Annotated in this window: 22 protein-coding genes; 10 read left to right on the top strand and 12 right to left on the bottom strand. The window is 63.8% G+C overall.

Translation table 11 applies throughout. The features are described 5' to 3' along the window. Window positions 1-6: 6 nt before the first annotated feature. The 5 genes from U8326_RS08620 to U8326_RS08600 all read right to left on the bottom strand — a co-directional run bounded on the left by U8326_RS08620 (window position 7) and on the right by U8326_RS08600 (window position 4,201). Window positions 7-411, bottom strand: coding sequence for a PTS sugar transporter subunit IIA (locus U8326_RS08620; RefSeq protein WP_324739745.1), 405 nt, complete (start codon window positions 409-411; stop codon window positions 7-9). 69 nt (window positions 412-480) lie between these two features. Then, window positions 481-1,404: an RNase adapter RapZ gene (rapZ, locus tag U8326_RS08615; protein WP_324739744.1), complete on the bottom strand. Its 924-nt coding sequence runs from the start codon at window positions 1,402-1,404 to the stop codon at window positions 481-483. A 46-nt stretch (window positions 1,405-1,450) separates the two neighbouring features. Next, window positions 1,451-1,870 carry an HPr kinase/phosphatase C-terminal domain-containing protein gene (locus U8326_RS08610; protein WP_324739743.1) on the bottom strand — a complete coding sequence of 140 codons (420 nt, stop codon included), beginning with the start codon at window positions 1,868-1,870 and terminating at the stop codon, window positions 1,451-1,453. Next, window positions 1,867-3,450 (bottom strand): stimulus-sensing domain-containing protein, encoded by a 1,584-nt coding sequence (locus U8326_RS08605; protein ID WP_324739742.1) that lies wholly within the window; start codon window positions 3,448-3,450, stop codon window positions 1,867-1,869. Before U8326_RS08605 ends, U8326_RS08610 begins: the two co-directional genes overlap by 4 nt. Then, entirely contained in the window at window positions 3,443-4,201 is a 759-nt protein-coding gene (locus U8326_RS08600) for a response regulator transcription factor (protein ID WP_324739741.1), read from the bottom strand. The genes U8326_RS08605 and U8326_RS08600 overlap by 8 nt, the downstream gene beginning before the upstream one ends. A gap of 230 nt (window positions 4,202-4,431) precedes the next feature. On the opposite strand from U8326_RS08600, the gene U8326_RS08595 reads away from it, so the two are divergent. The 5 genes from U8326_RS08595 to U8326_RS08575 all read left to right on the top strand — a co-directional run bounded on the left by U8326_RS08595 (window position 4,432) and on the right by U8326_RS08575 (window position 8,495). After that, window positions 4,432-6,027 (top strand): phosphoenolpyruvate carboxykinase, encoded by a 1,596-nt coding sequence (locus U8326_RS08595; protein WP_416385463.1) that lies wholly within the window; start codon window positions 4,432-4,434, stop codon window positions 6,025-6,027. A gap of 162 nt (window positions 6,028-6,189) precedes the next feature. Continuing rightward, window positions 6,190-6,513, top strand: a complete 324-nt coding sequence (locus tag U8326_RS08590; RefSeq protein WP_324739739.1) for a hypothetical protein — start codon at window positions 6,190-6,192, stop codon at window positions 6,511-6,513. Window positions 6,514-6,669: 156 nt separating this feature from the next. After that, window positions 6,670-7,182, top strand: a complete 513-nt coding sequence (locus U8326_RS08585) for a DUF937 domain-containing protein (protein WP_324739738.1) — start codon at window positions 6,670-6,672, stop codon at window positions 7,180-7,182. 6 nt (window positions 7,183-7,188) lie between these two features. Next, window positions 7,189-7,401 (top strand): hypothetical protein, encoded by a 213-nt coding sequence (locus U8326_RS08580; protein WP_324739737.1) that lies wholly within the window; start codon window positions 7,189-7,191, stop codon window positions 7,399-7,401. Window positions 7,402-7,559: 158 nt separating this feature from the next. After that, window positions 7,560-8,495 (top strand): DUF7064 domain-containing protein, encoded by a 936-nt coding sequence (locus U8326_RS08575; protein WP_324739736.1) that lies wholly within the window; start codon window positions 7,560-7,562, stop codon window positions 8,493-8,495. A gap of 54 nt (window positions 8,496-8,549) precedes the next feature. Here U8326_RS08575 and U8326_RS08570 read toward each other — a convergent pair whose 3' ends face one another. Next, window positions 8,550-9,206, bottom strand: a complete 657-nt coding sequence (locus U8326_RS08570) for an alpha/beta hydrolase (RefSeq protein ID WP_324739735.1) — start codon at window positions 9,204-9,206, stop codon at window positions 8,550-8,552. A gap of 102 nt (window positions 9,207-9,308) precedes the next feature. Here U8326_RS08570 and U8326_RS08565 point away from each other — a divergent pair, with 102 nt between their 5' ends. From U8326_RS08565 to parC, 4 genes are all read left to right on the top strand, one after another. Continuing rightward, window positions 9,309-10,394, top strand: coding sequence for a cysteine desulfurase family protein (locus U8326_RS08565; RefSeq protein ID WP_324739733.1), 1,086 nt, complete (start codon window positions 9,309-9,311; stop codon window positions 10,392-10,394). Continuing rightward, a complete protein-coding gene (locus U8326_RS08560; RefSeq protein ID WP_324739732.1) occupies window positions 10,391-11,485 on the top strand; it encodes a cysteine desulfurase family protein in 1,095 nt (364 codons plus the stop codon). The genes U8326_RS08565 and U8326_RS08560 overlap by 4 nt, the downstream gene beginning before the upstream one ends. Further along, window positions 11,482-11,814: a 2Fe-2S iron-sulfur cluster-binding protein gene (locus U8326_RS08555; RefSeq protein WP_324739731.1), complete on the top strand. Its 333-nt coding sequence runs from the start codon at window positions 11,482-11,484 to the stop codon at window positions 11,812-11,814. Before U8326_RS08560 ends, U8326_RS08555 begins: the two co-directional genes overlap by 4 nt. 177 nt (window positions 11,815-11,991) lie before the next feature. Then, window positions 11,992-14,280 carry a DNA topoisomerase IV subunit A gene (parC, locus tag U8326_RS08550; RefSeq protein ID WP_324739730.1) on the top strand — a complete coding sequence of 763 codons (2,289 nt, stop codon included), beginning with the start codon at window positions 11,992-11,994 and terminating at the stop codon, window positions 14,278-14,280. A 95-nt stretch (window positions 14,281-14,375) separates the two neighbouring features. Here parC and U8326_RS08545 read toward each other — a convergent pair whose 3' ends face one another. From U8326_RS08545 to U8326_RS08520, 6 genes are all read right to left on the bottom strand, one after another. Continuing rightward, entirely contained in the window at window positions 14,376-14,768 is a 393-nt protein-coding gene (locus U8326_RS08545; RefSeq protein WP_324739728.1) for a hypothetical protein, read from the bottom strand. 292 nt (window positions 14,769-15,060) lie between these two features. Then, entirely contained in the window at window positions 15,061-16,245 is a 1,185-nt protein-coding gene (locus tag U8326_RS08540; protein WP_324739727.1) for a CCA tRNA nucleotidyltransferase, read from the bottom strand. Beyond that, window positions 16,232-16,828 carry a CoA pyrophosphatase gene (locus U8326_RS08535; protein WP_324739725.1) on the bottom strand — a complete coding sequence of 199 codons (597 nt, stop codon included), beginning with the start codon at window positions 16,826-16,828 and terminating at the stop codon, window positions 16,232-16,234. Before U8326_RS08535 ends, U8326_RS08540 begins: the two co-directional genes overlap by 14 nt. Then, the gene (locus U8326_RS08530) at window positions 16,825-17,373 is read right to left on the bottom strand and encodes a DUF1285 domain-containing protein (protein WP_324739723.1); all 549 of its coding nucleotides are present in this window, start codon (window positions 17,371-17,373) and stop codon (window positions 16,825-16,827) included. Before U8326_RS08530 ends, U8326_RS08535 begins: the two co-directional genes overlap by 4 nt. 23 nt (window positions 17,374-17,396) lie before the next feature. Beyond that, complete coding sequence (locus U8326_RS08525) at window positions 17,397-17,906, bottom strand: N-acetyltransferase (protein ID WP_324739722.1); 510 nt, start codon at window positions 17,904-17,906, stop codon at window positions 17,397-17,399. 45 nt (window positions 17,907-17,951) lie between these two features. Next, complete coding sequence (locus U8326_RS08520) at window positions 17,952-19,136, bottom strand: PQQ-dependent sugar dehydrogenase (protein ID WP_324739721.1); 1,185 nt, start codon at window positions 19,134-19,136, stop codon at window positions 17,952-17,954. Between U8326_RS08520 and U8326_RS08515 the strand changes: the two genes are divergently transcribed. Beyond that, window positions 19,135-19,770 carry a ribonuclease HII gene (locus tag U8326_RS08515; protein ID WP_324739719.1) on the top strand — a complete coding sequence of 212 codons (636 nt, stop codon included), beginning with the start codon at window positions 19,135-19,137 and terminating at the stop codon, window positions 19,768-19,770. The two genes, U8326_RS08520 and U8326_RS08515, sit on opposite strands and share 2 nt — an antisense overlap. Window positions 19,771-19,789 lie beyond the last annotated feature (19 nt).

Genomic DNA, 19,789 nt, shown 5'->3' with positions numbered 1-19,789 from the left:
ATTGCCTCATGCGTCCTGGCCGAGGAATTCCGATGCTATCGTTATGTAATTGCGGCCAGCTTCGCGCGCGGCGACGATGGCTTCCTTTATGTCCATGGTCTTTCGCGCCCCGGCAAGGCGAATCAGCATCGGGAGATTGATGCCGGCGATCACTTCCACCTTTCCGGCCTGCATCAGCGAGATGGCGAGGTTGGAAGGCGTGCCGCCGAACAGGTCGGTCAGGATGATCGCGCCTTCACCCGAATCGACCTTGGCGATCGCATCGCGAATCTCGTTGCGGCGCCGCTCCATGTCGTCGTTGGGGCCGATGCAGACGGTTATCACCGCTTCCTGCTTGCCTACGACATGCTCCATCGCCTGGACAAATTCCTCGGCCAGATGGCCGTGCGTGACCAAAATCATACCGATCATACGGGGGATTGCTCCAGTTCGGGCAGACATTGCTTGCGCGCGCAGCGCTCCAAGGCGATCCATGGCTCGTCACGTCTGCTGCGCCCCTTCAATCATTTCTGCAGCGCGGGATGCCAGGTTGCGGTGCAGCACAGTGGGCGAAAATCCCGCTTCGCGCAAGGCCTGCGCTATCTGCTCCGCCATGAAAACGGAGCGATGCCGTCCGCCCGTGCAGCCGAATGCAATGTTAACATAGCTTTTTCCCTGCGCTTCGTATCTTGGCAACAGGAGCAGGAGCAGGTCGCGAATTTGCGAGAAGCTGGCGGCGAACGCCGGATCGCGGCGGATATGGTCGCCGACGGCCGAATCCTTGCCGGTCTGGTCGCGCAGTTCCGGCACCCAATGCGGATTGTCGAGAAACCGCATGTCGAACAGGAGATCGGCAACCGGAGGCAGGCCGCGCGCAAAGCCGAAGCTGTTGACCGTCACTGTCATCTGGCCGGGTGCCTCATGGGCGAAGCGGTCGCGGATGGCCTGCTGCAGCTCGTTGGAATTGAAATCCGTGGTGGTAATCACCGCATCCGCCCATCGGCGCAGCGGGGCAAGCAATTCGCGCTCCGCCGCGATTCCCGCGGAGACCGGCAGCCCCTGCGCGAGCGGATGGCGGCGGCGGGTTTCGTTATAGCGCCGTTCCAGCTCGTGATCGGCGCAATCCAGAAACAGGGTGGTGACGATCAGGTCGTCTCGTGTGGCGAGCTGCTTGACGAGCTGGATGATTTCCACCGGGTCGAAACCGCGGGTCCGGCTGTCGAACCCGATGGCCATCGGCGCCTTGAGATCGCCGTTCCCGCTTCCGCCGTCGCCGATCAGCCGGTCGAGCAATCTGACGGGGAAGTTGTCGATCGCTTCCCAGCCGAGATCTTCCAGCACGCGCAGGGCGGTTGTCTTGCCTGCACCGAGCAGTCCGGTGACAAGCAGGATACGTTGGCGACTGTCAGCCGAATCGCAGGACATAACGGCGCAGCTGTGCGCTTCCGGCAGATGAAAGGGAAGGGGGCGATCAGTCCGCGCCGTGGATTCTCAAGGCCCACTCCGCCCGCAGCGGCAGTGCCGCGCTGTCCGGGTAAAGGCTGACGGCGGGTATCGCCACGCCACAGATCTCGCGCATCGGGGCCGTATCAACAAAGCGCGGCGCGGCGCGGTCCAGGGCAACGATCAAGGCTACCCGCGCGCTTCGCGCCGGCATGGATACTATCCCGACATTGCGGATCTCCAGGAGGTTAGCGGTGTTGGGCGGCGGGGACGCCCAAAGTGTCCCATCCCGGGATTCGAGCGTCACGCCATCGTCGCCCACCAGGGCGGCGCCACGGTCGATCAGGGCCAGCGCAAGGCTCGACTTGCCGGTGCCCGGGGCGCCTTCGATCAGCACCGCCCGCTCCCCGATCGCGACGCAGCTCGCCTGGCGGACGACCGGATTCATGGCCGCCCGGCCCTGGGCAGGCTCAACAGCAGGCAGGCGCCGGGTTTCCTGTCCGGGCGGTCCACGGCCTGCAAGGTGCCGTCATGCGCCTCGGCGATGGTGCGGGCTATGGCGAGGCCGAGGCCGCTATGATCGCCGAAACTTTCGGCCGCCGGGCGGATGGAATGAAAGCGTTCGAACACCGCCTCCCGTTCCGCTTCGGGAATGCCCGGCCCATCATCCCAGATCGCCGTCTCCACGAGATTGTCGCTCACGGCGATGTCCACGGTCACCACGCCATCCGGCGGAGAGAAGGAGATGGCGTTGTCGAGCAGGTTCTGGAGGATTCGCTCGATGCGTGCCGGAACCCCCATCACCACCGCCGGAAGGCCGCCTCGTTTTCGCAGACGGATTTCGAGGCCGTCGTGAAGCTGGTGATCGGAAAGGCTGCGGATCGAATTGTTTGCCAGGGATGCCATGTCCACCGGCTCGAATGTCGCGCGGCTCAGTTCGGCGTCGATCCGGCTGGCGTCCGCGATCTCCGTCACCAGGCGGTCGATCCTGCCCACGTCATGCACCGCGATTTCAGTCAATTGCCGGCGCAGTTCCGGATCTGTCACCTTGCTGAGCGATTCGAGCGCGCTGCGCAGCGATGCGAGCGGGTTCTTGATTTCATGCGCCACATCGGCGGCAAAGCTTTCCACCGCATCGATCCGGTGGCGAAGGGCGGCGGTCATGTCTGAAATGGCGCGGGCCAGCAGCCCGATCTCGTCCCGCCGTTCCGGCAGGCGCGGCACTTCCACCCCGCGCTCGCGCCCCAGCCGCACCCGCACGGCCGCCCGGACGAGGGTCCGCAGGGGCTGCACGATCGTCCGGGCCAGAAACAGCGAAAGCTGGATCGAGATCACCAGGGCGATCAGCACCACGATCGCGAGCGTCTGGCGGGCGTCTCTTACGTTTTCGGTGATATCGAGCGCGTTGCGGGTGGTGAGCAGCATTTCACCCTTCTTCCCGACCGGAGCCGCAGCCGTGATTACAGGCGTTCGGTCGGGGGCGTAGCGGAGCATCACCTTGCTGCTTCGGTCCTCGCGGGCCTGGATCAATTCCGGCCATTGGTCGGAATCCGTGTCCGCCGGTTCCACATAATCGGGAATGGGGGGCGCGCCGACCAGAAAATCCATGCCGCGATCCAGCAGGCGCGCGGCATGTTGATACCATGGTTCGCGATCCGGATCGATGAGGGCGAATGACGGATCGGCAAGCTCGAAGCTGTCCGCCGCCAACCGCCCCTTCCGGTCATACAGCCGCAGCCGCAACTTCTGCTCCTTGCCGAGCTGGGCGAGCAGGCTCCGGCGCCTTTCGGGAGAGGCGACGACCAGGGCCTCGGCCGTGATCTGCGCTTCGCTGCGGGCAAGTTTGAAGCGTTCCGCCAGCAACTGCTTGCGATAGGAATCGAGGTAGAAGAGGCTTGCCCCGAGCAGGGCCAGCGCGACGATGTTCACCGTCAGGATGCGCGCGGTAAGCGAGGCCCTGCGGGTCCAGAACAGCCGCTGCAGGGGCATCCCCAGCTCATTGGTTCGGTTGGCGGGCCGGTCAGCCATCGGTGAAGCTGTAACCCGCGCCATAGAGCGTTTCTATCGCCGCGAATTCCGGGTCGACCACACGGAACTTGCGACGCAGCCGCTTGATGTGGCTGTCCACGGTCCGGTCATCGACGAAGACATCGTCCGGATAGGCCGCGTCCATCAGCTGGTTGCGGCTCTTGATGACGCCGGGCCGGGCGGCCAGCGCTTCCAGGATCAGGAATTCGGTCACGGTCAGGGATACCGCATGGCCGTTCCATTCCACGAAATGGCGGGCCGGGTCCATGCTCAGCCGGCCCCTCACCAGAACGGGAAGGGAAACGTCCGCCTCGTTCGGCGTGGCGTCCGGGCTTTCCCGCGATGCCGCGTTGCGCCGCAGGATCGCCCGAATCCTGGCCAGCAGAAGGCGCTGGCTGAACGGCTTGGCGAGATAATCGTCCGCGCCCAGGTCCAGCCCGGTCACTTCGTCCTGCTCGTCATCCTTGCTCGTCAGGAAAATTACCGGGAAATAGCAACTGAGCCGGAGTTGCCGGAGAAGCTCCAGGCCGTCCATGCGCGGCATCTTGATGTCGAACACCCCGAGATCCGGCGGATTGTCCGCAAGGGCCTTCAGCGCCGCCGAACTGTCGGAATAGACCCTGGTGGCGAATCCTTCCGCCTGGAGTGCGATCGACACCGAGGTCAGTATATTGCGATCGTCATCGACCAGCGCGATAACCTGTGGCGCATCTGCGCCTGCCGGAGGAATATTGGGTTTGCCTGAAATCATGCAGCGGTAAACGATGCTTCCGGATTGATTTTCCGTCGTTATCCCGAGACGGGGCCGGAGACAATGCAAGGGGGCTTTTATTGCTTGTGCAGATGCGGTAATATGCTGAAAGGAGCGGATAGATTTTCAGCTTGATCGTGTCAAATTGACGTGAGGCTGTCTGGCGACTATGCGCGATGGACCGCCTCAGGAAATTGCGCGGCCCTCGGGCCGATTCCCAGGAGATGATCTTGACTGCTTCGCTTTCCTTCTCGCTCGATCGCCAGGGCATTTCGACCGGTGCCTCCATATTCGCCAATCTGGGGTCCGCGCCGCTTGTCGAGCATGCCATCCAGAACGGCGAGGGCCTGCTTGCCGTTTCCGGCCCGCTCGTGGTCGAAACCGGCCGCCATACCGGGCGCTCCGCCAAGGACAAGTTCACGGTCAAGGATGCGGAAACGGAAAACACGGTCTGGTGGGGCAATACCAATGTTCCGATGACGCCGGAGCACTTCGCCGCACTGAAGGAAGATTTCTTCAAGGCCCTCGCGGACAAGAGCAAGCTCTACGTGGCCGATCTGTTCGGCGGTTCGCAGCCGGAACATCGCGTCAACGTCCGCATAATCAACGAGTTGGCCTGGCACAATCTGTTCATCCGCACTCTCCTGGTTCGGCCCACCGCGAGTGAACTCTCCAGCTTCGAGCCGGAATACACGATCATCGACCTGCCGAGCTTCCAGGCCGATCCGGAACGCCATGGCTGCCGTTCGGAAACCGTGATCGCCGTGAACCTCACCGAAAAGCTGATCCTGATCGGCGGCACCAAATATGCCGGTGAAATAAAGAAGAGCGTGTTCGGCATCCTCAACTATCTGCTGCCGGCCAAGGGCGTGATGCCCATGCATTGCTCGGCCAATATCGGCCCGGATGGCAAGACGGCGGTGTTCTTCGGCCTGTCGGGCACCGGCAAGACCACGCTTTCGGCCGATGCCAGCCGCACCCTTATCGGCGATGACGAACATGGCTGGTCCGATACCGCCGTGTTCAATTTCGAAGGCGGCTGCTACGCCAAGATGATCCGCCTGTCGGAAGAGGCCGAGCCGGAAATCTATGCGACCACCCGCCGCTTCGGCACGGTGCTCGAAAATGTGGTGATCGACCCCGAGACCCGCCTGCTCGATCTCGACGACAGTTCGCTCGCTGAGAATACGCGGGGCGCCTATCCGATCGACTTCATCCCCAATGCTTCGGAAGAGAACCTTGGCCCGGTTCCGGCCAATGTCATCATGCTGACCGCCGATGCCTTCGGCGTGCTGCCTCCGATCGCGCGCCTTACCCCTGACCAGGCGATGTATCACTTCCTGTCCGGCTACACCGCCAAGGTGGCCGGCACGGAAATCGGCGTGATCGAACCCGAAGCGACCTTCTCGACCTGCTTCGGCGCTCCGTTCATGCCACGCCATCCCAGCGTCTACGGCAATCTCCTCAAGGAGCGGATCGCCAAGGGCGGTGTTTCCTGCTGGCTGGTCAACACCGGCTGGACCGGGGGCAAATATGGCGTGGGCAACCGTATGCCGATCAAGGCCACCCGCGCCCTGCTGAATGCGGCGCTCGACGGCAGCCTGAACAATGTGGAATTCCGCAAGGACCCGAATTTCGGCTTCGACGTGCCGGTCGCGGTTCCGGGGGTGGACAGCTCTATCCTCGATCCGCGCTCGACCTGGGCCGACAAGGAAGAGTTCGACCGCACCGCCCAGAAGCTGGTTCAGCTGTTCGTGGACAATTTCGCGCAGTTCGAGGCGCATGTCGATGAAAGCGTGCGTCAGGCCGCGCCGCAGGCTGCCTGAGGCTCCCTCCGGAAGCTGGAAAAGGCGGGGCGGGTTTTTCCCGCCCCATTTTTTTGCACCGGCTCCGCGATGGTTGGCCTGTGTCAAAGATTGGACTTGTGTCGCTGTTATGAAAGGGCATCATGCGCCGGGGTTTGATGCCCTTCTACAGGAGAAGCAGCGATGAGCATTTTCGATACGATCCTCAAGGGAATCGGCGGTGCGCCTGACGACGTGGCGAACCTTTCCGCGAAGCTCGGCATCGATCCGGGTCTGGCGGAAAAGGCGATCGCGGCCCTGGGCCAGTCCCACCAAATGCAAGGCGACACGGTCGAGCTGGCCGCCGCCAAGACCGGGCTGCCCGCTTCCACCTTGCAGCAGATCGTGCAGGCGGTCGGCGGCGAGGGTTCGCTGATGGAATTCGCCAATATTCTCGATCGCGACAAGGATGGCAGCGCTTTCGATGATATCGCGGATATTGCAAAGGGCTTGTTCGGCAAGAAATAGGCAGGCTTCCGGGCCTGCGTTACTGCTCATTTCATCCGTGAGGGAGTAATGTCAGCAACTTTCCGGAAAAGAGCGTTGCCTTCCGTAAAATAATATTATTAAACCCTGTTATAAGATATGAAGCCGGGTCGCATCGGTTTCACGGAGGGGAACCGAATGATCGAGATGCTCGACACGCTGCGGCGTACGGGTGGCCTGGCTGCTTTGTCGCGGCACTTGAACTTGACGCCGACGCAGGCGTCGGCGGGGACGGATGCCCTGCTGCCTTTCCTGCTGGGCGGATTCAAACGCTACTGCCAGCGTCATGACTCTGAAGGGCAGGGGCTTCCCGCGCTGTTGAAGCTGCTGAACCTGTGGGGCGATGGCGAGATGGCCGCCGCCGTGCTGATCCCGGGGAACGGGTCGATGGCGGCAGGCCCCGCCCTCCTCGAAGCGATCTTCGGATCGCCCGAGGCAATCGTATCCGTGGCCAGCGCGGCCGCCGAGAGGTCCGAACTCGACACCGCGCAGCTGCGCAAGATGCTTCCCCTGCTCGCCATGCTGCTCGGCGGCTACATCTCGATCCGGGCCGCTCCCTTGCATGGCAACGACAACGGGGTTCCTGCGCTGCTGGAACTTGAGCATGCGCACAATCCGCTTGATGAAGTGCTTCCGCCTGAAGAAGACTGAGGGACCATGGAAGCTGTATTGTCGATTCTCGTTCTGGCTGCGATCGCCTTGCTGCTTGGCGCGTTCGTCGCATGGCGCAAGGGGAGGCCAAGGCGCCAGATCATGCTGATGCTGCTTCTGGCGGCGGTCATGGTCCTCAATATCGCGATCTGGACATTGCCCGACAAAAGCGGCCAGGCGCCGCTCGGCCGCTCCATCGAAAGCGCTGAACAGCCCTAGCCGTTCGGGTGCCGCCGCTCGTGGATCGGCCGGTGGATAGGGTGGCGTGCCGTCATTTTGCGACCATCGCTCGATTGTGGTGCAGTTGCGGGATTGCTTTTTGCCGGCCAATCCGCTTCGCGCTGAAGAATTGCTGAGTTGAAAGAAGAGACGAGCCGATGAGCGAAACCAACGAGTATTTTGCGTCCTTCCCCGCCGAACATGCCTTTCGGCACAAGCTGAGGGAAGATGGGCGGGAATTGCTCGCTCACATGCTGATGTTCCCTGAGCATGGCATTGCCGGCTTCATTTATCCGTCGATCCGCGCAACCGGGCCGGCAAAGGTGCGCACCTATCTGTTCGGGCCGGCCTTGCCCGAGCCGGTGATCGAGGAAGTGGAAGCGGACGTTCCGGACGGAATGGATTTCGACGACTGGCGGACCGGCCCGCTGGTGATGGCCGTGCGCGATGCCCACAGGATCGTGGATCTCGACTGGAAAGGGGAACGCATCCAGTTCCATGGGCGCTTCGAGGCGATGCACCCGCCCTATGCGTTCAGTTCCCACCCCGGGGGCAATCCGCCCTACTATGGCGACGACCGCACCGAGCAGCATGGCCGCCTCAGCGCGGAATTCAGTGTCGACGGCCTGGGCGGAAAGCATGAAGGCTTCCTCATCAGGGATCACTCATGGGGACCGCGGATCTGGGGCCTCAACCAGAATCACAAATGGTTCCACGCCACGACCGAGGATTGCTCGATCCATTTCTTCGAGATGCAATCCTTCGGATACAATCACTTGCGCGGCTATCTGTTCAAGGATGGGCAGATGCGCCACCTCGCTTCGGTCGACTACAGGATCGATTACGACGACCGGATGATGCAGCAAGGCATGGAAGTGACCGTGGTGGATAGCGAAGACCGCCGGGCAGTGGTCCACGCCAGGGCCTTCGCCACGATCCAGCTCGATTCATACGATCCGAAGGTCTACCTCAACGAGGCGGCTTTCACCGTGGAGATCGAAGGCAAGCAGGGCACCGGCTGGGTCGAATTCTGCTGGAACCGCAACTACCTCGATTTCGCGAAGGATTATGTCGTGCGGTTCGCGGGAGCCTGACCCGGAGACAGGAGACAGGGTAGACGGGCCGCAAGGGAGCAGCCCGTCTGTTCGTTACCGGATGGTGCATTCCGGCGAGAGCCGGAAATCGAGATATTTGTCGACCGAGAGCATCATGTCCTCAAGCTCATGCTCGAAGAAGTGATTGGCGCGCGGAATCTCATCGTGATGGATGGTGATGTGCTTCTGCGTGCGCAGCTTGTCGACCAGCTTCTGCACGGCCCCCGGCTGAACCACCGTGTCCCCGGCGCCCTGGATGATTATGCCTGATGCGGGGCAAGGGGCAAGGAAGCTGAAATCATACATGTTCGCCGGCGGCGAAACCGAGATGAAGCCGCGAATTTCCGGGCGGCGCATGAGCAATTGCATCCCGATCAGGGCGCCGAAGCTGTAGCCTGCGATCCAGGTGGTCTGCGCCTCCGGATGGATCGATTGGACCCAGTCCAGCGCGGCGGCCGCATCGGAAAGCTCGCCGATGCCGTTGTCGAAACTGCCCTGGCTGCGGCCCACGCCGCGAAAGTTGAAGCGCAGCGTCGCGAAGCCGCGATCGGCGAATGTCTTGTAGAGCCGCTGCACGATCCGATCGTTCATGGTGCCGCCGCCCTGGGGGTGGGGATGAAGGATCATCGCCACGGGCGCGCGGGGGCGGGCAGAAGGTTGAAACCGGCCTTCGAGGCGGCCTTCCGGACCGGGAAAGATAACTGAGGGCATATATGACCTGTCTGAATGCGCTGACTGAGCGCGCGGGTGGCGCGCGGGAAGGTGGAGGCTATATAGTGTTCTCGCCGTTTTTCGCAATTCCTACGCAATGGAGTGCATTTGCGCATTTATCTCGATCATGCGGCCACGACGCCGATCCGCCCCGAAGCGGCCGCCGCGGTGGCGGAGGGGATGGGCAAATGGGCGAACCCGTCCAGCCCCCATGCCGAGGGCAGGGCTGCCCGTGCCGCGCTGGAGGATGCCCGCGCGCGCGCGGCCGCCTCGCTGGGCTGGCCGCATGAGCTGATCTTCACCAGCGGCGCGAGCGAGAGCGCCGCGATGGCGCTCGCTCGCGCGAAGGGCGGGGCCAGGCTGGTGAGCGCGGTGGAGCATGACTCCGTGCTGCAAGCCTTGCCGGACGCGGAGATCCTGCCTGTTCGCCCGGACGGCGCGCTGGATCTCGACGTGCTGGAGGAAGCGGTGGACGGCCGGGAGCGCCCGGTTGTGGCGGTGCAGGCCATCAATTCGGAAACGGGCAACGGGCAGGACCTGGATGCGATTGCGCGGATTGTGCATTCGGCGGACGGCCTGCTGCTGGTCGATGCGGCGCAAAGCGCCGGCAAGTTCGCCTTGCCGGCCGGGGCGGATATGGTGATCCTCTCCGCCCACAAGTTCGGCGGCCCACCCGGTGTCGGCGCCTTGCTGGTGAAGGATTTCGCCATGCTGGCGCCGTCCAGCGGGCAGGAGCGGGGGTATCGCCGCGGCACGGAGAATCTGCCGGGCGCGCTTGGCCTTGCCGCGGCATTGGAAGCCTGCAGCGCCCCCTATCTCGATCCGGCGGTTTTGGAACCGATAATTGAAAGGCTCGCCCCGGCCATCGCCCGCCTCGGCGGAATGCGGCTGGCCGACCGTCTTGCCGCTCCCACACCCTATATCGAGGCCATCGCGATGCCCGATATGTCCGGCAGCGCGCAGCTGATGCGCTTCGACATGGCGGGATTTGCCGTGTCGCAGGGCAGCGCCTGCTCGTCCGGCAGCCTCAAGCGAAGCCATGTCCTGCAGGCGATGGGGCTGGACGACGAACTGGCCGGCCGGATCATCCGCGTCAGTTTCGGCTGGAGCACGACGCGCGAGGAGGTGGAACGCTTCTGCGACAGCTGGATCGCGCTGGCGGAAGGCAGCGGAGCGCGGGCCGCATGATCTATTGCGACTATCAGGCGACGACGCCCCTGGCGCCGGAAGCGCGGGAGGCAATGCTGCCCTGGCTCGATGGGCCGGATGGCACCGGGTTCGGCAATCCGCATAGCCCGCATCGGTTCGGGCGGCAGGCGGCGGCGGCGGTCGAACTGGCGCGTGACCGGGTAGCGGCGCTTTTCCCGCCGGGCGGGCGCGTGATCTTCACCGGCAGCGCCACCGAAGCGATCAACCTGGCCTTGCGCGGCTCGCATCCGCCCGGCGATGCCCGCCCCGTGGCGGTATCGGCGATCGAGCACGCGGCCGTGCTGGATACGGCCAGGGCCTTGCGCTGCCCGGTGGAGATATTGCCGGTGGATCGCGCGGGACTGGTCGATCCGGCCTGCGGCTTGCCTGATGCGGTGCGTCTGGTTGCGGTGATGCAGGTCAACAACGAGATCGGCACCATCCAGCCGGTCGATGCGCTCGCCCGGCGAGCGAAGGAGTTGGGCGCGCTTTTCCTGTGCGATGCCGTTCAGGGCGCCGGCAAGCTCGCCCCGCCGGCGGAAGCGGACATGATCGCGGTGTCGGCCCACAAGCTCTACGGGCCGAAGGGAATCGGCGCGTTATGGATACGGGACGGGGTGGTGCTCGAGCCTCTGCTCACTGGCGGAGGGCAGGAACAGGGGCTGCGTTCCGGCACGCTCAGCCCGGCGCTTTGCGCGGGTTTCGGGGTCGCCGCCAGACTGTCGACAGAGCTGTTGGAAAATGATGCGCAGCATGTGGAAAAGCTGTGGGCACGGGTGCATTCCCTGCTGCCGGAATGGGAGCTGAACGGCAGCGCCGATAGCCGCTGGCACGGCAATCTCAATATCCGGCGCGAAGGGCTGGATGTCGCGCGGCTGATGTCCGATCTACGGACGATTGCATTTTCGGCGGGATCGGCTTGCGCGAGCGGCTCCGGCAGGCCAAGCCATGTCCTGTCGGCCCTGGGTTTGAGCGCAAGACAGGCAAAAAGCTCGATCCGGCTTGGCTTCGGGCGTTATACCACGCTGGACGAGATCGAGATGGTGGCCGAAAGCCTGAATGCCGCCGCCGAACGACAGGATATGCGATGATAAGGGTCGAATTCATCACCGCCCAGGGCGAGAGAGTTTCTACCCAGGCAGAGGTAAATTCCAGCCTGCTGGAGACGGGGCAGGCTTGCGGGATGCCGCTGGAGGGCACTTGCGAAGGGCAGATGGCCTGTTCGACCTGCCATGTCATCATCGCGGAAGAGTGGTTCGCGAAGCTGCGCCCCGCCAGTGACGAGGAGGAGGATATGCTCGATCTCGCGGCCGGGGTGGTTCGCTACAGCCGCCTGTCATGCCAGATCGTGCTGACGCCCGATCTCGATGGGCTTATCGCGCATATTCCGCCCGAAAGCCGCGACATGCAGCTTTTGTAGCATTGCCTCAGGCGAACTGACGGACCTTTTGAGATGTCAGCCCCGTGATCGGCCTGCATATCAATACGCGCTTTGTCATGACCTAAGTTCCCTTTCAGCATTCGTTCGCTGAATGGGCGGTGGATTGCGAAGGTTCCGTGCTTACCCGCGGGCCGTGCCGGTGATAGGGCGGAGCGCATGGATACCGTTGCCGATACCGAACCCGATCCCTTCGATGCGATTGTCGATGCGCCGTTCGACAGCGCGCTGTCCGAGCGCTACCTCGTCTATGCGCTTTCCACGATCACGGCGCGCTCGCTCCCGGATCTGAGGGACGGGCTGAAGCCGGTCCATCGCCGCTTGCTCTGGGCGATGCGTCAGTTGAAGCTCGATCCGGCCAGCGCCTTCAAGAAATCGGCGCGCGTGGTGGGCGACGTGATCGGCAAGTATCACCCCCATGGCGACGCCAGCGTCTATGACGCGATGGTCCGGCTCGCCCAGGATTTCGCGCTGCGCTATCCGCTGGTCGAAGGGCAGGGCAACTTCGGCAATATCGATGGCGATAATGCCGCCGCCTATCGCTATACCGAGGCGCGCCTTACCCCTACCGCCATCCGCCTCATGGCGGGGCTGGACGAGGGCACGGTCGATTTCGTGCCCACCTATAATGGCGAAGAGGAAGAGCCGGAAATCTTCCCCGGCCTGTTTCCCAATCTGCTGGCCAATGGCGCGAGTGGAATCGCGGTGGGCATGGCCACCTCGATCCCCAGCCACAATGTCGCGGAAATAATCGACGCCACGCTGGAACTGATCGACAATCCGCATGTGGAACATGCCAGGTTGATGGAACTGTTCCATGGGCCGGATTTCCCCACGGGCGGGGTTATCGTCGACAGCCCCGCCGCGATCTCCAACGCTTATGAGACGGGACGCGGCGCATTCCGGGTGCGCGGGCGTTTCTTCGCGGCCGAAGCGGAGAAAGCCGAGGATCGCGAAGCGGGCATCGAGCGGCTGGGCGGCGGGCAATGGCAGCTCGTTATCAGCGAGATCCCCTATATGGTCCAGAAGGGGAAGCTGATCGAACAGATCGCCCAGGCCATCGCGGACAAGAAACTGCCGATCCTGGACGATGTGCGCGATGAATCCGATGAGCATATCCGGATCGTGCTGGTGCCGCGCAGCCGCAATGTCGAACCGGAACTGCTCAAGGAAAGCCTCTATCGGCTGACCGACCTCGAAAGCCGGTTCTCGCTCAATCTCAATGTGCTGGACGCCAGCCGCACCCCGATGGTGATGGGGCTGAAGGAACTGCTGACCAACTGGGTGGCCAGCCAGATCGACATCCTGCAGCGCCGCAGCCGCCATCGGCTGGAGAAGATCGCGGCCCGGCTGGAACTGGTGGAAGGCTATATCATCGCCTTTCTCAATCTGGACCGGATCATCGAGATCATCCGGACCGAGGATGAGCCGAAGCCGGTCATGATGGCGGAATTCAGCCTGACCGATCGCCAGGCCGAGGCGATCCTCAACATGCGGCTGCGCAGCCTGCGCAAACTTGAGGAGATGGAACTGCGGCAGGAGCGGGACGATCTGCTCGCCGAACGGGACGAACTCGAAAAGCTGCTCGAATCTCCCGCCCGGCAGCGCACCCGCGTGAAGCGCGATCTCAATGCGCTGCGCAAGGAATATGGCGAGGACACGGCGTTGGGCCGCCGCCGCACCACGATTGCCGAAGCGGTGCCGACCGTCGAATTCACGATGGACGCCATGATCGAGAAGGAGCCGGTCACCGTCATCCTTTCGCAGCGGGGCTGGATACGCGCCGCCCGGGGCCATGTGCCGCTGGATGGCGACTTCAAGTTCAAGGAAGGGGATGGGCCGGCCTTCGCGATCCATGCCCAGACCACCGACAAGCTGCTGGTCGCCGCCGATAACGGCCGCTTCTATACGCTGGGCGCGGACAAGCTGCCGGGCGCGCGCGGTTTCGGCGAGCCGATCAGGACCATGGTCGACATCGAATCCGAAGCCCAGATCGTGAGCCTGCTGGCATACAAGCCCAAGGGCCAGCTGTTGCTGGCGAGCAGCGCGGGGAAGGGCTTTGCGGCGGAAATGGAAGAGCTGCTGGCCGAAACCCGCAAGGGCCGCCAGGTGATGAATGTGAAACCCGGCGTCAAGCTGGCCGTGGTGCGCGAGATCGCGGCCCGGCACGATCATGTCGCCGTGGTGGGCGACAATCGCAAGCTCGTGATCTTTGCCCTGGAGGAATTGCCGGTTCTGGCGCGGGGGCAGGGCGTCACCCTGCAGCGCTATCGCGATGGCGGGCTTTCGGATGCGACCACCCTGGCCCTGGAGGAGGGGTTGAGCTGGACGATGGGCGGAGAAAGCGGGCGGGTTCGCTCCGAAAAGGACGTGATGCTGTGGAAGGTCGCCCGGGGCGCGGCGGGCAGGCTGCCGCCGACGGGCTTCCCCAGGGACAATCGGTTCTGACCGTCTCCGGTTCTTAGGCGCCAAAGAGCCAAAGAAAAGCCCCCTCCCGCATGGCAGGAGGGGGCAGGCAGCTTCTCAAGGAAGAATCAAATGGCTTACTGGCCACCTTCCGGGGTGGTCGCCGGAGCGCCCGTCGCGGGCTGATGGCCTTCATGGTTCGCGGCCGCCTGCTTGTTCGCATTCTCGATCGCGGCGTTCAGCTCATCCTTCGAGAAGGCGATCGTCGCGCCCTTTTCGCCCTGGGTGAAGGCAGTGGCGGCGAGGGTGGCCTCCTGCGTGCCGGTGTTAACCACTACATTGCCGTCCGCCACACTGACCACGGTGGCGACTTCCTCGCCCGAGGGGCCGTAAATCGTCTGTCCTGCGGCAAGAGCCGGAGCCGCAGCCGGAGCCTCAGCCGCGGCATCGGCCTCCTGAGCAAGGACGCTCGTGGCGGGAACGGTGGCGAAAGCGGCGAGAGTGATCGCGGCCAGTTTCGAAATCTTCATATCCAACTCCAACTTCATCATTAAAAATCCCTGCGCCGAAGCGGCGCAAACATCCCACGCATCTGCACAGGATAGCGAAAATCGAAACCGCGCTGGCGCAAGACGAACGCCAGCTTCAAGATGCACCTCGAGCGGAGATGCGGTGCGGCTCTAGCCCCGAGGGGGCTGTCGTGGAATTCCCTCGAAGTCGGGTCATCCCACCCCGCCTAAATGAGTGAATCGCCCGGTCAGTTCCAGTAACCAAACGTTAAATGCGCGCAATCCAACGCAGTTTTGGGGCGGTTACTCGCATTCAATGTCCGGAGAGAGTTTCCGCAAGAATTTCCTTGACGCGTTGCGCGCCGGGAAAATTCTCCTCGATCCACTTCGCCTCGACTGCCCGCAGGGTGCGGGCGATCTGTGGCCCCGCCGTCACCCCGCTGGCCACGATATCGCCCCCTTTGAGGGGCAGTTGGGGAACGTGCCAGCCGTGCAGCGCGTCGATGGGAAACCCGCCTGTCAGCAGCCTGTCCCGGGCGCATTCCAACCCTTCCCGATAGGCGAGGGCGCGCGGAAAATCGGCATCATCCGTGGTGCGCTCGGCAATGCAGGCGAGATATTTGCGCTGCTTGCCGGAAAGACGCAGGCGGGCCGCGATCGTTTCGGCGATCGGCGCAATGGGCGGGATCAGAGCGGCGAGGCGCCGCAGCGCCTTGGGAGGCAGGCCGGCACGCGCCTCTGCCGCTATCAGCCGCGCGAGCGTGGCAAGCTCGCGCTTCCCCGCTTCCGGCAACACCACCTGCAGGATGCCCAGGCCATGCATCCTGTCGACTGTGGGCGAAGGGTCGGGAAGGGCGAGCAGGTTCAGAAGCTCCATCGCCACGCGTTCCCGGGAAAGCCCCTTCAGCGTATCGCGCAATTCGGTGCAGGCGCTTTCCGCCTCTTCGTCGAGCATTCCCCCGAAGCGGGCCTGGAAGCGGAAATAGCGCAATATCCGCAAATGATCTTCGCGTATCCGTTCCCGTGCATCGCCGATGAAACGAACCCGCCGTGCCGCGAGATCTTCCTGCCCGCCGAAATAGTCGAAGATCTTCAACGTTTGCGGATCGGCATAAAGCGCATTGATGGTGAAATCCCGCCGCGCCGCGTCCTCCCGCCAGTCGTCGGTGAACTGCACCGTCGCGCGCCTGCCATCGGTCGAAACGTCGCGGCGCAGGGTGGTGATCTCGACATTGCCATCCGCCAGCAGCGCCGTGATGGTGCCATGCGCGATTCCGGTGGGCACGGTGCGGATGCGCGCCTTGCCCAGCCGCTTCATCACGTCGTCGGGCTGAAGCGGCGTCGCCGCATCCACATCGCTGACAGCGTGCCCGAGCAGCGTGTCGCGGACCGCGCCGCCGACCCAGCGCAGATTGCCCGGGCCAAGCGCTGCGGCAAGGCGGGCCAGATCTTCCCGCGCGGTCCATTCCGCATCGGGGAGGCGATCAGAAATGCTCATGGGAAATCCGGCTGGCCAGATTGGCGATGATCGCCGCGGTAACACCCCAGATGCGGTGATTGTCCCACATCACTTCGAGATATTCGCGCCGCATCCCGCCGAAGTCGCCACTTCGCACGACACGGTTGGCCGGGTCCAGCAGGAAGCGCAGGGGAGCCTCGAACCACTGATCGACTTCCGCCGGATTGGGAACGATCGGAATGTCGGGCGGGATCACGCCGAGCACCGGGGTGACGCGAAAGCCGCTGCCGGTCTGGAAATCGTCGGTTGCGCCAATGATCCTGATATTGCGCGGCACGAGACCCAGCTCTTCATGCGCTTCGCGAAGGGCGGCGGTTATGGCGTCCTCGCCGGGATCGACTTTGCCGCCGGGGAAGGCGACCTGGCCCGGGTGGGAGCGCATCGCCTCGGGCCGATGGATCAGCAATACTCCGGGTTCCGCGCGTTCCGTGACCGCGATCAGCACCGCCGCCGCACGCGGGTCGCCGGGGGGCGCATATTGGCCGTCGTCGCGCAGGCGCTCTATCCGCCGCGCATGGCCTTCGTCGAACAGCCGCTTCAGATGATCGAACAGGCTGTTCATTGCGGAATCAGGGAAAAACGGGCGCCCTGGCTCTCGACGGTCCAATCGCCGCCATGCGCCAGGGCATGATCCGCGAGCTGCGCGTAAGTGCTGCGGTTGAGGCGGGCCTCGCAGCCATGCCGGACGGCCAGATAGATGGCCGGAACGTCAGGATCGCCCGTAGCGCGAAGCGGATTTTCCGGGCCGGCCAGAACCAGATCGTCGGTATTGAGGCGAAACGCCAGCGCGCCTTGTTTCTCCACCATGTCGGTGGCGACGAAGGCTGCATCCTCGACCTCGATCGACAGTTTCTGGGATGGCGTGACCAGCCAGTGCCTGCCCGTATCGTCGCGCAGGAGCAGCGATGCGAAGGCCCGCACCATTGCCGGCCGGGTGATTTCGCCGCCTTCGTGGAACCAGCGTCCGTCCGTCGCGATGCGCATGTGGCTTTCCCCTTGTTCGGCCGGGTTCCATTGTTCGAGCGGGGGCAGCTTGCGCGAAGCGACCGCTTCCGCAAGTTCCGGCAGCGACAGCGCGGCAAGTTCGGGGGGCGGATCGTAAGGCATCGCCATTGCGATGCCAGATCGCTCTAGCCTAGCCAAGGCCCGAGCATGCCTTCGCGTGGCAGAGTGGCGGGATTCTCGCATCGAACGAGCAGGCGCTTCGGATCGACCGGGCCGGGAACCTGCCATCCCTGGGTGAGTGCGGCCCGGAACTGGAAGAAGCGGCCATAATATTCCTCGTCGCCGATCATCACCAGCGGCAAGGGTGCCCGGGTATCGATGGCCGCCAGCATCGCCAGCATCAGCGCCTTGCCGTATCCCCGGCCCTGATGCTCCGGCAGGACGGCCACGGGGCCGACCAGCAGCATCGGATGCGGCCGGCCATTGGGGTCGGTCAGGGCGATCGGCCACGTCTGGATGGTACCGACCAGATAGCCTTCGTTGTCGATTGCGGCGAAGCTAAGGCCCGGCAGCCATTCCATGCCTTCGCGAATGCGATAGGCGGTCCGTTTGCGGCGATCCGGCTCGAAGGCGCGATCCAGCAATTCCTCGATCAACGCGGGCTCGATTTCGGAAAGGGGAATCAGATCAGCCATGGGCCGCGCGCCGATAGTGTGCGGGGCACTGAATGTCGATTGTTTTTACCGGGCGCGCTTCGGCGTCAATTTCAGCAAACGGGCGCTCCGGCCGTCTTGGATGAGCCAGATCGCCCCGTCCGGCCCCTGGGCGATGTCGCGCAGGCGTGCGCCGAAGTCATAGCGCGCCCGCTCCACGCCCTTGCCGCCGATGATTTCCACGCGGACCAGAGCCTCGCTTTCCAGCCCCGGGATCAGGGTCTGGCCCTGCCATTCGGGAAAGAGGGAGCCGGAGTAGAATATGAAATTGCCCGGCGCGATCACCGGGGTCCAGCTGATGGCCGGAGCGGCCAGATCGGGCCGCGTGTCGTTGTCCGGGATCGGCGTTCCATTGTAGTGATCGCCATCGGACACCAGCGGCCAGCCATAATTGGCGCCGGGTTTCACGAGATTAAGCTCGTCGCCGCCGCGCGGGCCATGCTCCAGATCCCATAATTGCTCGCTGGCGTCGAACCGCAGGCCCAGGATGTTGCGGTGTCCGATCGACCACAGTTCCGGATTGGCGGAGCCTTTTTCCGCGAATGGATTGCCGGGGGCCGGGCTGCCGTCGGGCTTGAGCCGCACGATCGCGCCCAGATTGTTGGAAACGTCCTGCGCGGGGGCCATCTTCTGCCGGTCGCCCGAGGCGATGAAGAGATATTCCCCATCCGGCGAAAAGGCGATGCGATGGGAATAATGGCCGCGTCCGCTGACCTTGGGATCTTGCCGCCAGATGACCTCCAGCCCTTCGAGCCGGCAATCGCCGGTTTCCGCGCAGGCGAGCTTCGCCCGGCCCACCGCCGCGCCGCGCGTGTCACCCTGGCCCGCTTCCGCCCAGCTCAGATAGACCATGCGGCTGTCCGCATGGTCCGGCGCGAAAACGAAATCGCCCAACCCGCCCTGGCCCCCGTAATCCACGCGGGGCACGCCACCTACCGAGCCGGTCCGGCCATCGGGCCGGACGACTTTGATGGCGCCGCGCTTTTCCGTGATGAACAGATTGCCGGTGCCTGGTTCGAACGCCATGGCCCAGGGCTCGTCGAAGGTGCCGCGCTCGCTGATCTCGAATATTGCTTCGGGATTGGCCAGGCTTCCCGCTTCCTGAGCTGAAACGCTGTCGGTCTGTTTGTCCCCGACACTTTCCGCTCCGCAGCTTGCGGAGATGAATGTGGCGGATAGGATCAGGGCGGATATGTATTTGCGTGGGAACATGCTGGCAGGAACACCTCATCCCGCATTTGGGTCCGAAATTGGCGGGCAGGAGGTCGTTTTCGGGGTCGATGAAGCCGGCAGAGGGCCTCTTGCCGGCCCTGTTGTGGCCGCGGCGGTGCTGTTGTGCAAGCCTCGCCCGGCCGGGCTGGACGATTCCAAGAAGCTCACCGCAGCGCGCCGGGAGCAGCTGGAAGGCGCGATCCGCGCACGATGCGCCTGGGCCGTGGGCGTGGTGGAAGTGGATGAGATCGATAGCCTGAACATCTTTGGCGCGACCATGCTGGCGATGACCAAGGCGGTGGCCGGCCTGTGTGAAATCATCCGGCGGGAACCGGGGCAGGTATTGGTCGATGGCAATCTGACGCCGATGGGGAGACGGCGGGAATGGCGGTGGCCGGCCCGGCCGATCGTGGGCGGCGATGCCCTCGAACCCTGCATTTCCGCGGCATCGATCATCGCCAAGACTTATCGTGACCGCCTGATGTGCCAGGCGGCGCTTTCCCACCCGCATTACGGATGGGAACGGAACAAGGGCTACGGCACCCGGGATCATCTGGAAGCCTTGCGCATCCATGGGCCAACCCCGTTGCATCGCCGCAGTTTCGCCCCCGTGGCGCAACTGGAACTGCTGTAATCGAAAAAAATTTTCGGGG

Source organism: Tsuneonella sp. CC-YZS046 (genome assembly GCF_035581365.1).
GTDB lineage: Bacteria > Pseudomonadota > Alphaproteobacteria > Sphingomonadales > Sphingomonadaceae > JAWKXU01.
The sequence above is the reverse complement of the archived record's forward strand: the minus strand, read 5'-3'. Positions and strand labels throughout refer to the sequence as shown.

Coding starts and splice junctions, on each gene's coding strand:
- U8326_RS08570 (WP_324739735.1), bottom strand. CDS start 9,206: ATGCCCTCAGTTATCTTTCCCGGTCCGGAAGGCCGCCTCGAAGGCCGG.
- U8326_RS08585 (WP_324739738.1), top strand. CDS start 6,670: ATGATCGAGATGCTCGACACGCTGCGGCGTACGGGTGGCCTGGCTGCT.
- U8326_RS08515 (WP_324739719.1), top strand. CDS start 19,135: ATGCTGGCAGGAACACCTCATCCCGCATTTGGGTCCGAAATTGGCGGG.
- U8326_RS08555 (WP_324739731.1), top strand. CDS start 11,482: ATGATAAGGGTCGAATTCATCACCGCCCAGGGCGAGAGAGTTTCTACC.
- U8326_RS08540 (WP_324739727.1), bottom strand. CDS start 16,245: ATGAGCATTTCTGATCGCCTCCCCGATGCGGAATGGACCGCGCGGGAA.
- U8326_RS08535 (WP_324739725.1), bottom strand. CDS start 16,828: ATGAACAGCCTGTTCGATCATCTGAAGCGGCTGTTCGACGAAGGCCAT.
- U8326_RS08525 (WP_324739722.1), bottom strand. CDS start 17,906: ATGGCTGATCTGATTCCCCTTTCCGAAATCGAGCCCGCGTTGATCGAG.
- U8326_RS08575 (WP_324739736.1), top strand. CDS start 7,560: ATGAGCGAAACCAACGAGTATTTTGCGTCCTTCCCCGCCGAACATGCC.
- parC (WP_324739730.1), top strand. CDS start 11,992: ATGGATACCGTTGCCGATACCGAACCCGATCCCTTCGATGCGATTGTC.
- U8326_RS08620 (WP_324739745.1), bottom strand. CDS start 411: ATGATCGGTATGATTTTGGTCACGCACGGCCATCTGGCCGAGGAATTT.
- U8326_RS08590 (WP_324739739.1), top strand. CDS start 6,190: ATGAGCATTTTCGATACGATCCTCAAGGGAATCGGCGGTGCGCCTGAC.
- U8326_RS08530 (WP_324739723.1), bottom strand. CDS start 17,373: ATGCCTTACGATCCGCCCCCCGAACTTGCCGCGCTGTCGCTGCCGGAA.
- U8326_RS08560 (WP_324739732.1), top strand. CDS start 10,391: ATGATCTATTGCGACTATCAGGCGACGACGCCCCTGGCGCCGGAAGCG.
- rapZ (WP_324739744.1), bottom strand. CDS start 1,404: ATGTCCTGCGATTCGGCTGACAGTCGCCAACGTATCCTGCTTGTCACC.
- U8326_RS08580 (WP_324739737.1), top strand. CDS start 7,189: ATGGAAGCTGTATTGTCGATTCTCGTTCTGGCTGCGATCGCCTTGCTG.
- U8326_RS08520 (WP_324739721.1), bottom strand. CDS start 19,136: ATGTTCCCACGCAAATACATATCCGCCCTGATCCTATCCGCCACATTC.
- U8326_RS08545 (WP_324739728.1), bottom strand. CDS start 14,768: ATGAAGATTTCGAAACTGGCCGCGATCACTCTCGCCGCTTTCGCCACC.
- U8326_RS08600 (WP_324739741.1), bottom strand. CDS start 4,201: ATGATTTCAGGCAAACCCAATATTCCTCCGGCAGGCGCAGATGCGCCA.
- U8326_RS08605 (WP_324739742.1), bottom strand. CDS start 3,450: ATGGCTGACCGGCCCGCCAACCGAACCAATGAGCTGGGGATGCCCCTG.
- U8326_RS08610 (WP_324739743.1), bottom strand. CDS start 1,870: ATGAATCCGGTCGTCCGCCAGGCGAGCTGCGTCGCGATCGGGGAGCGG.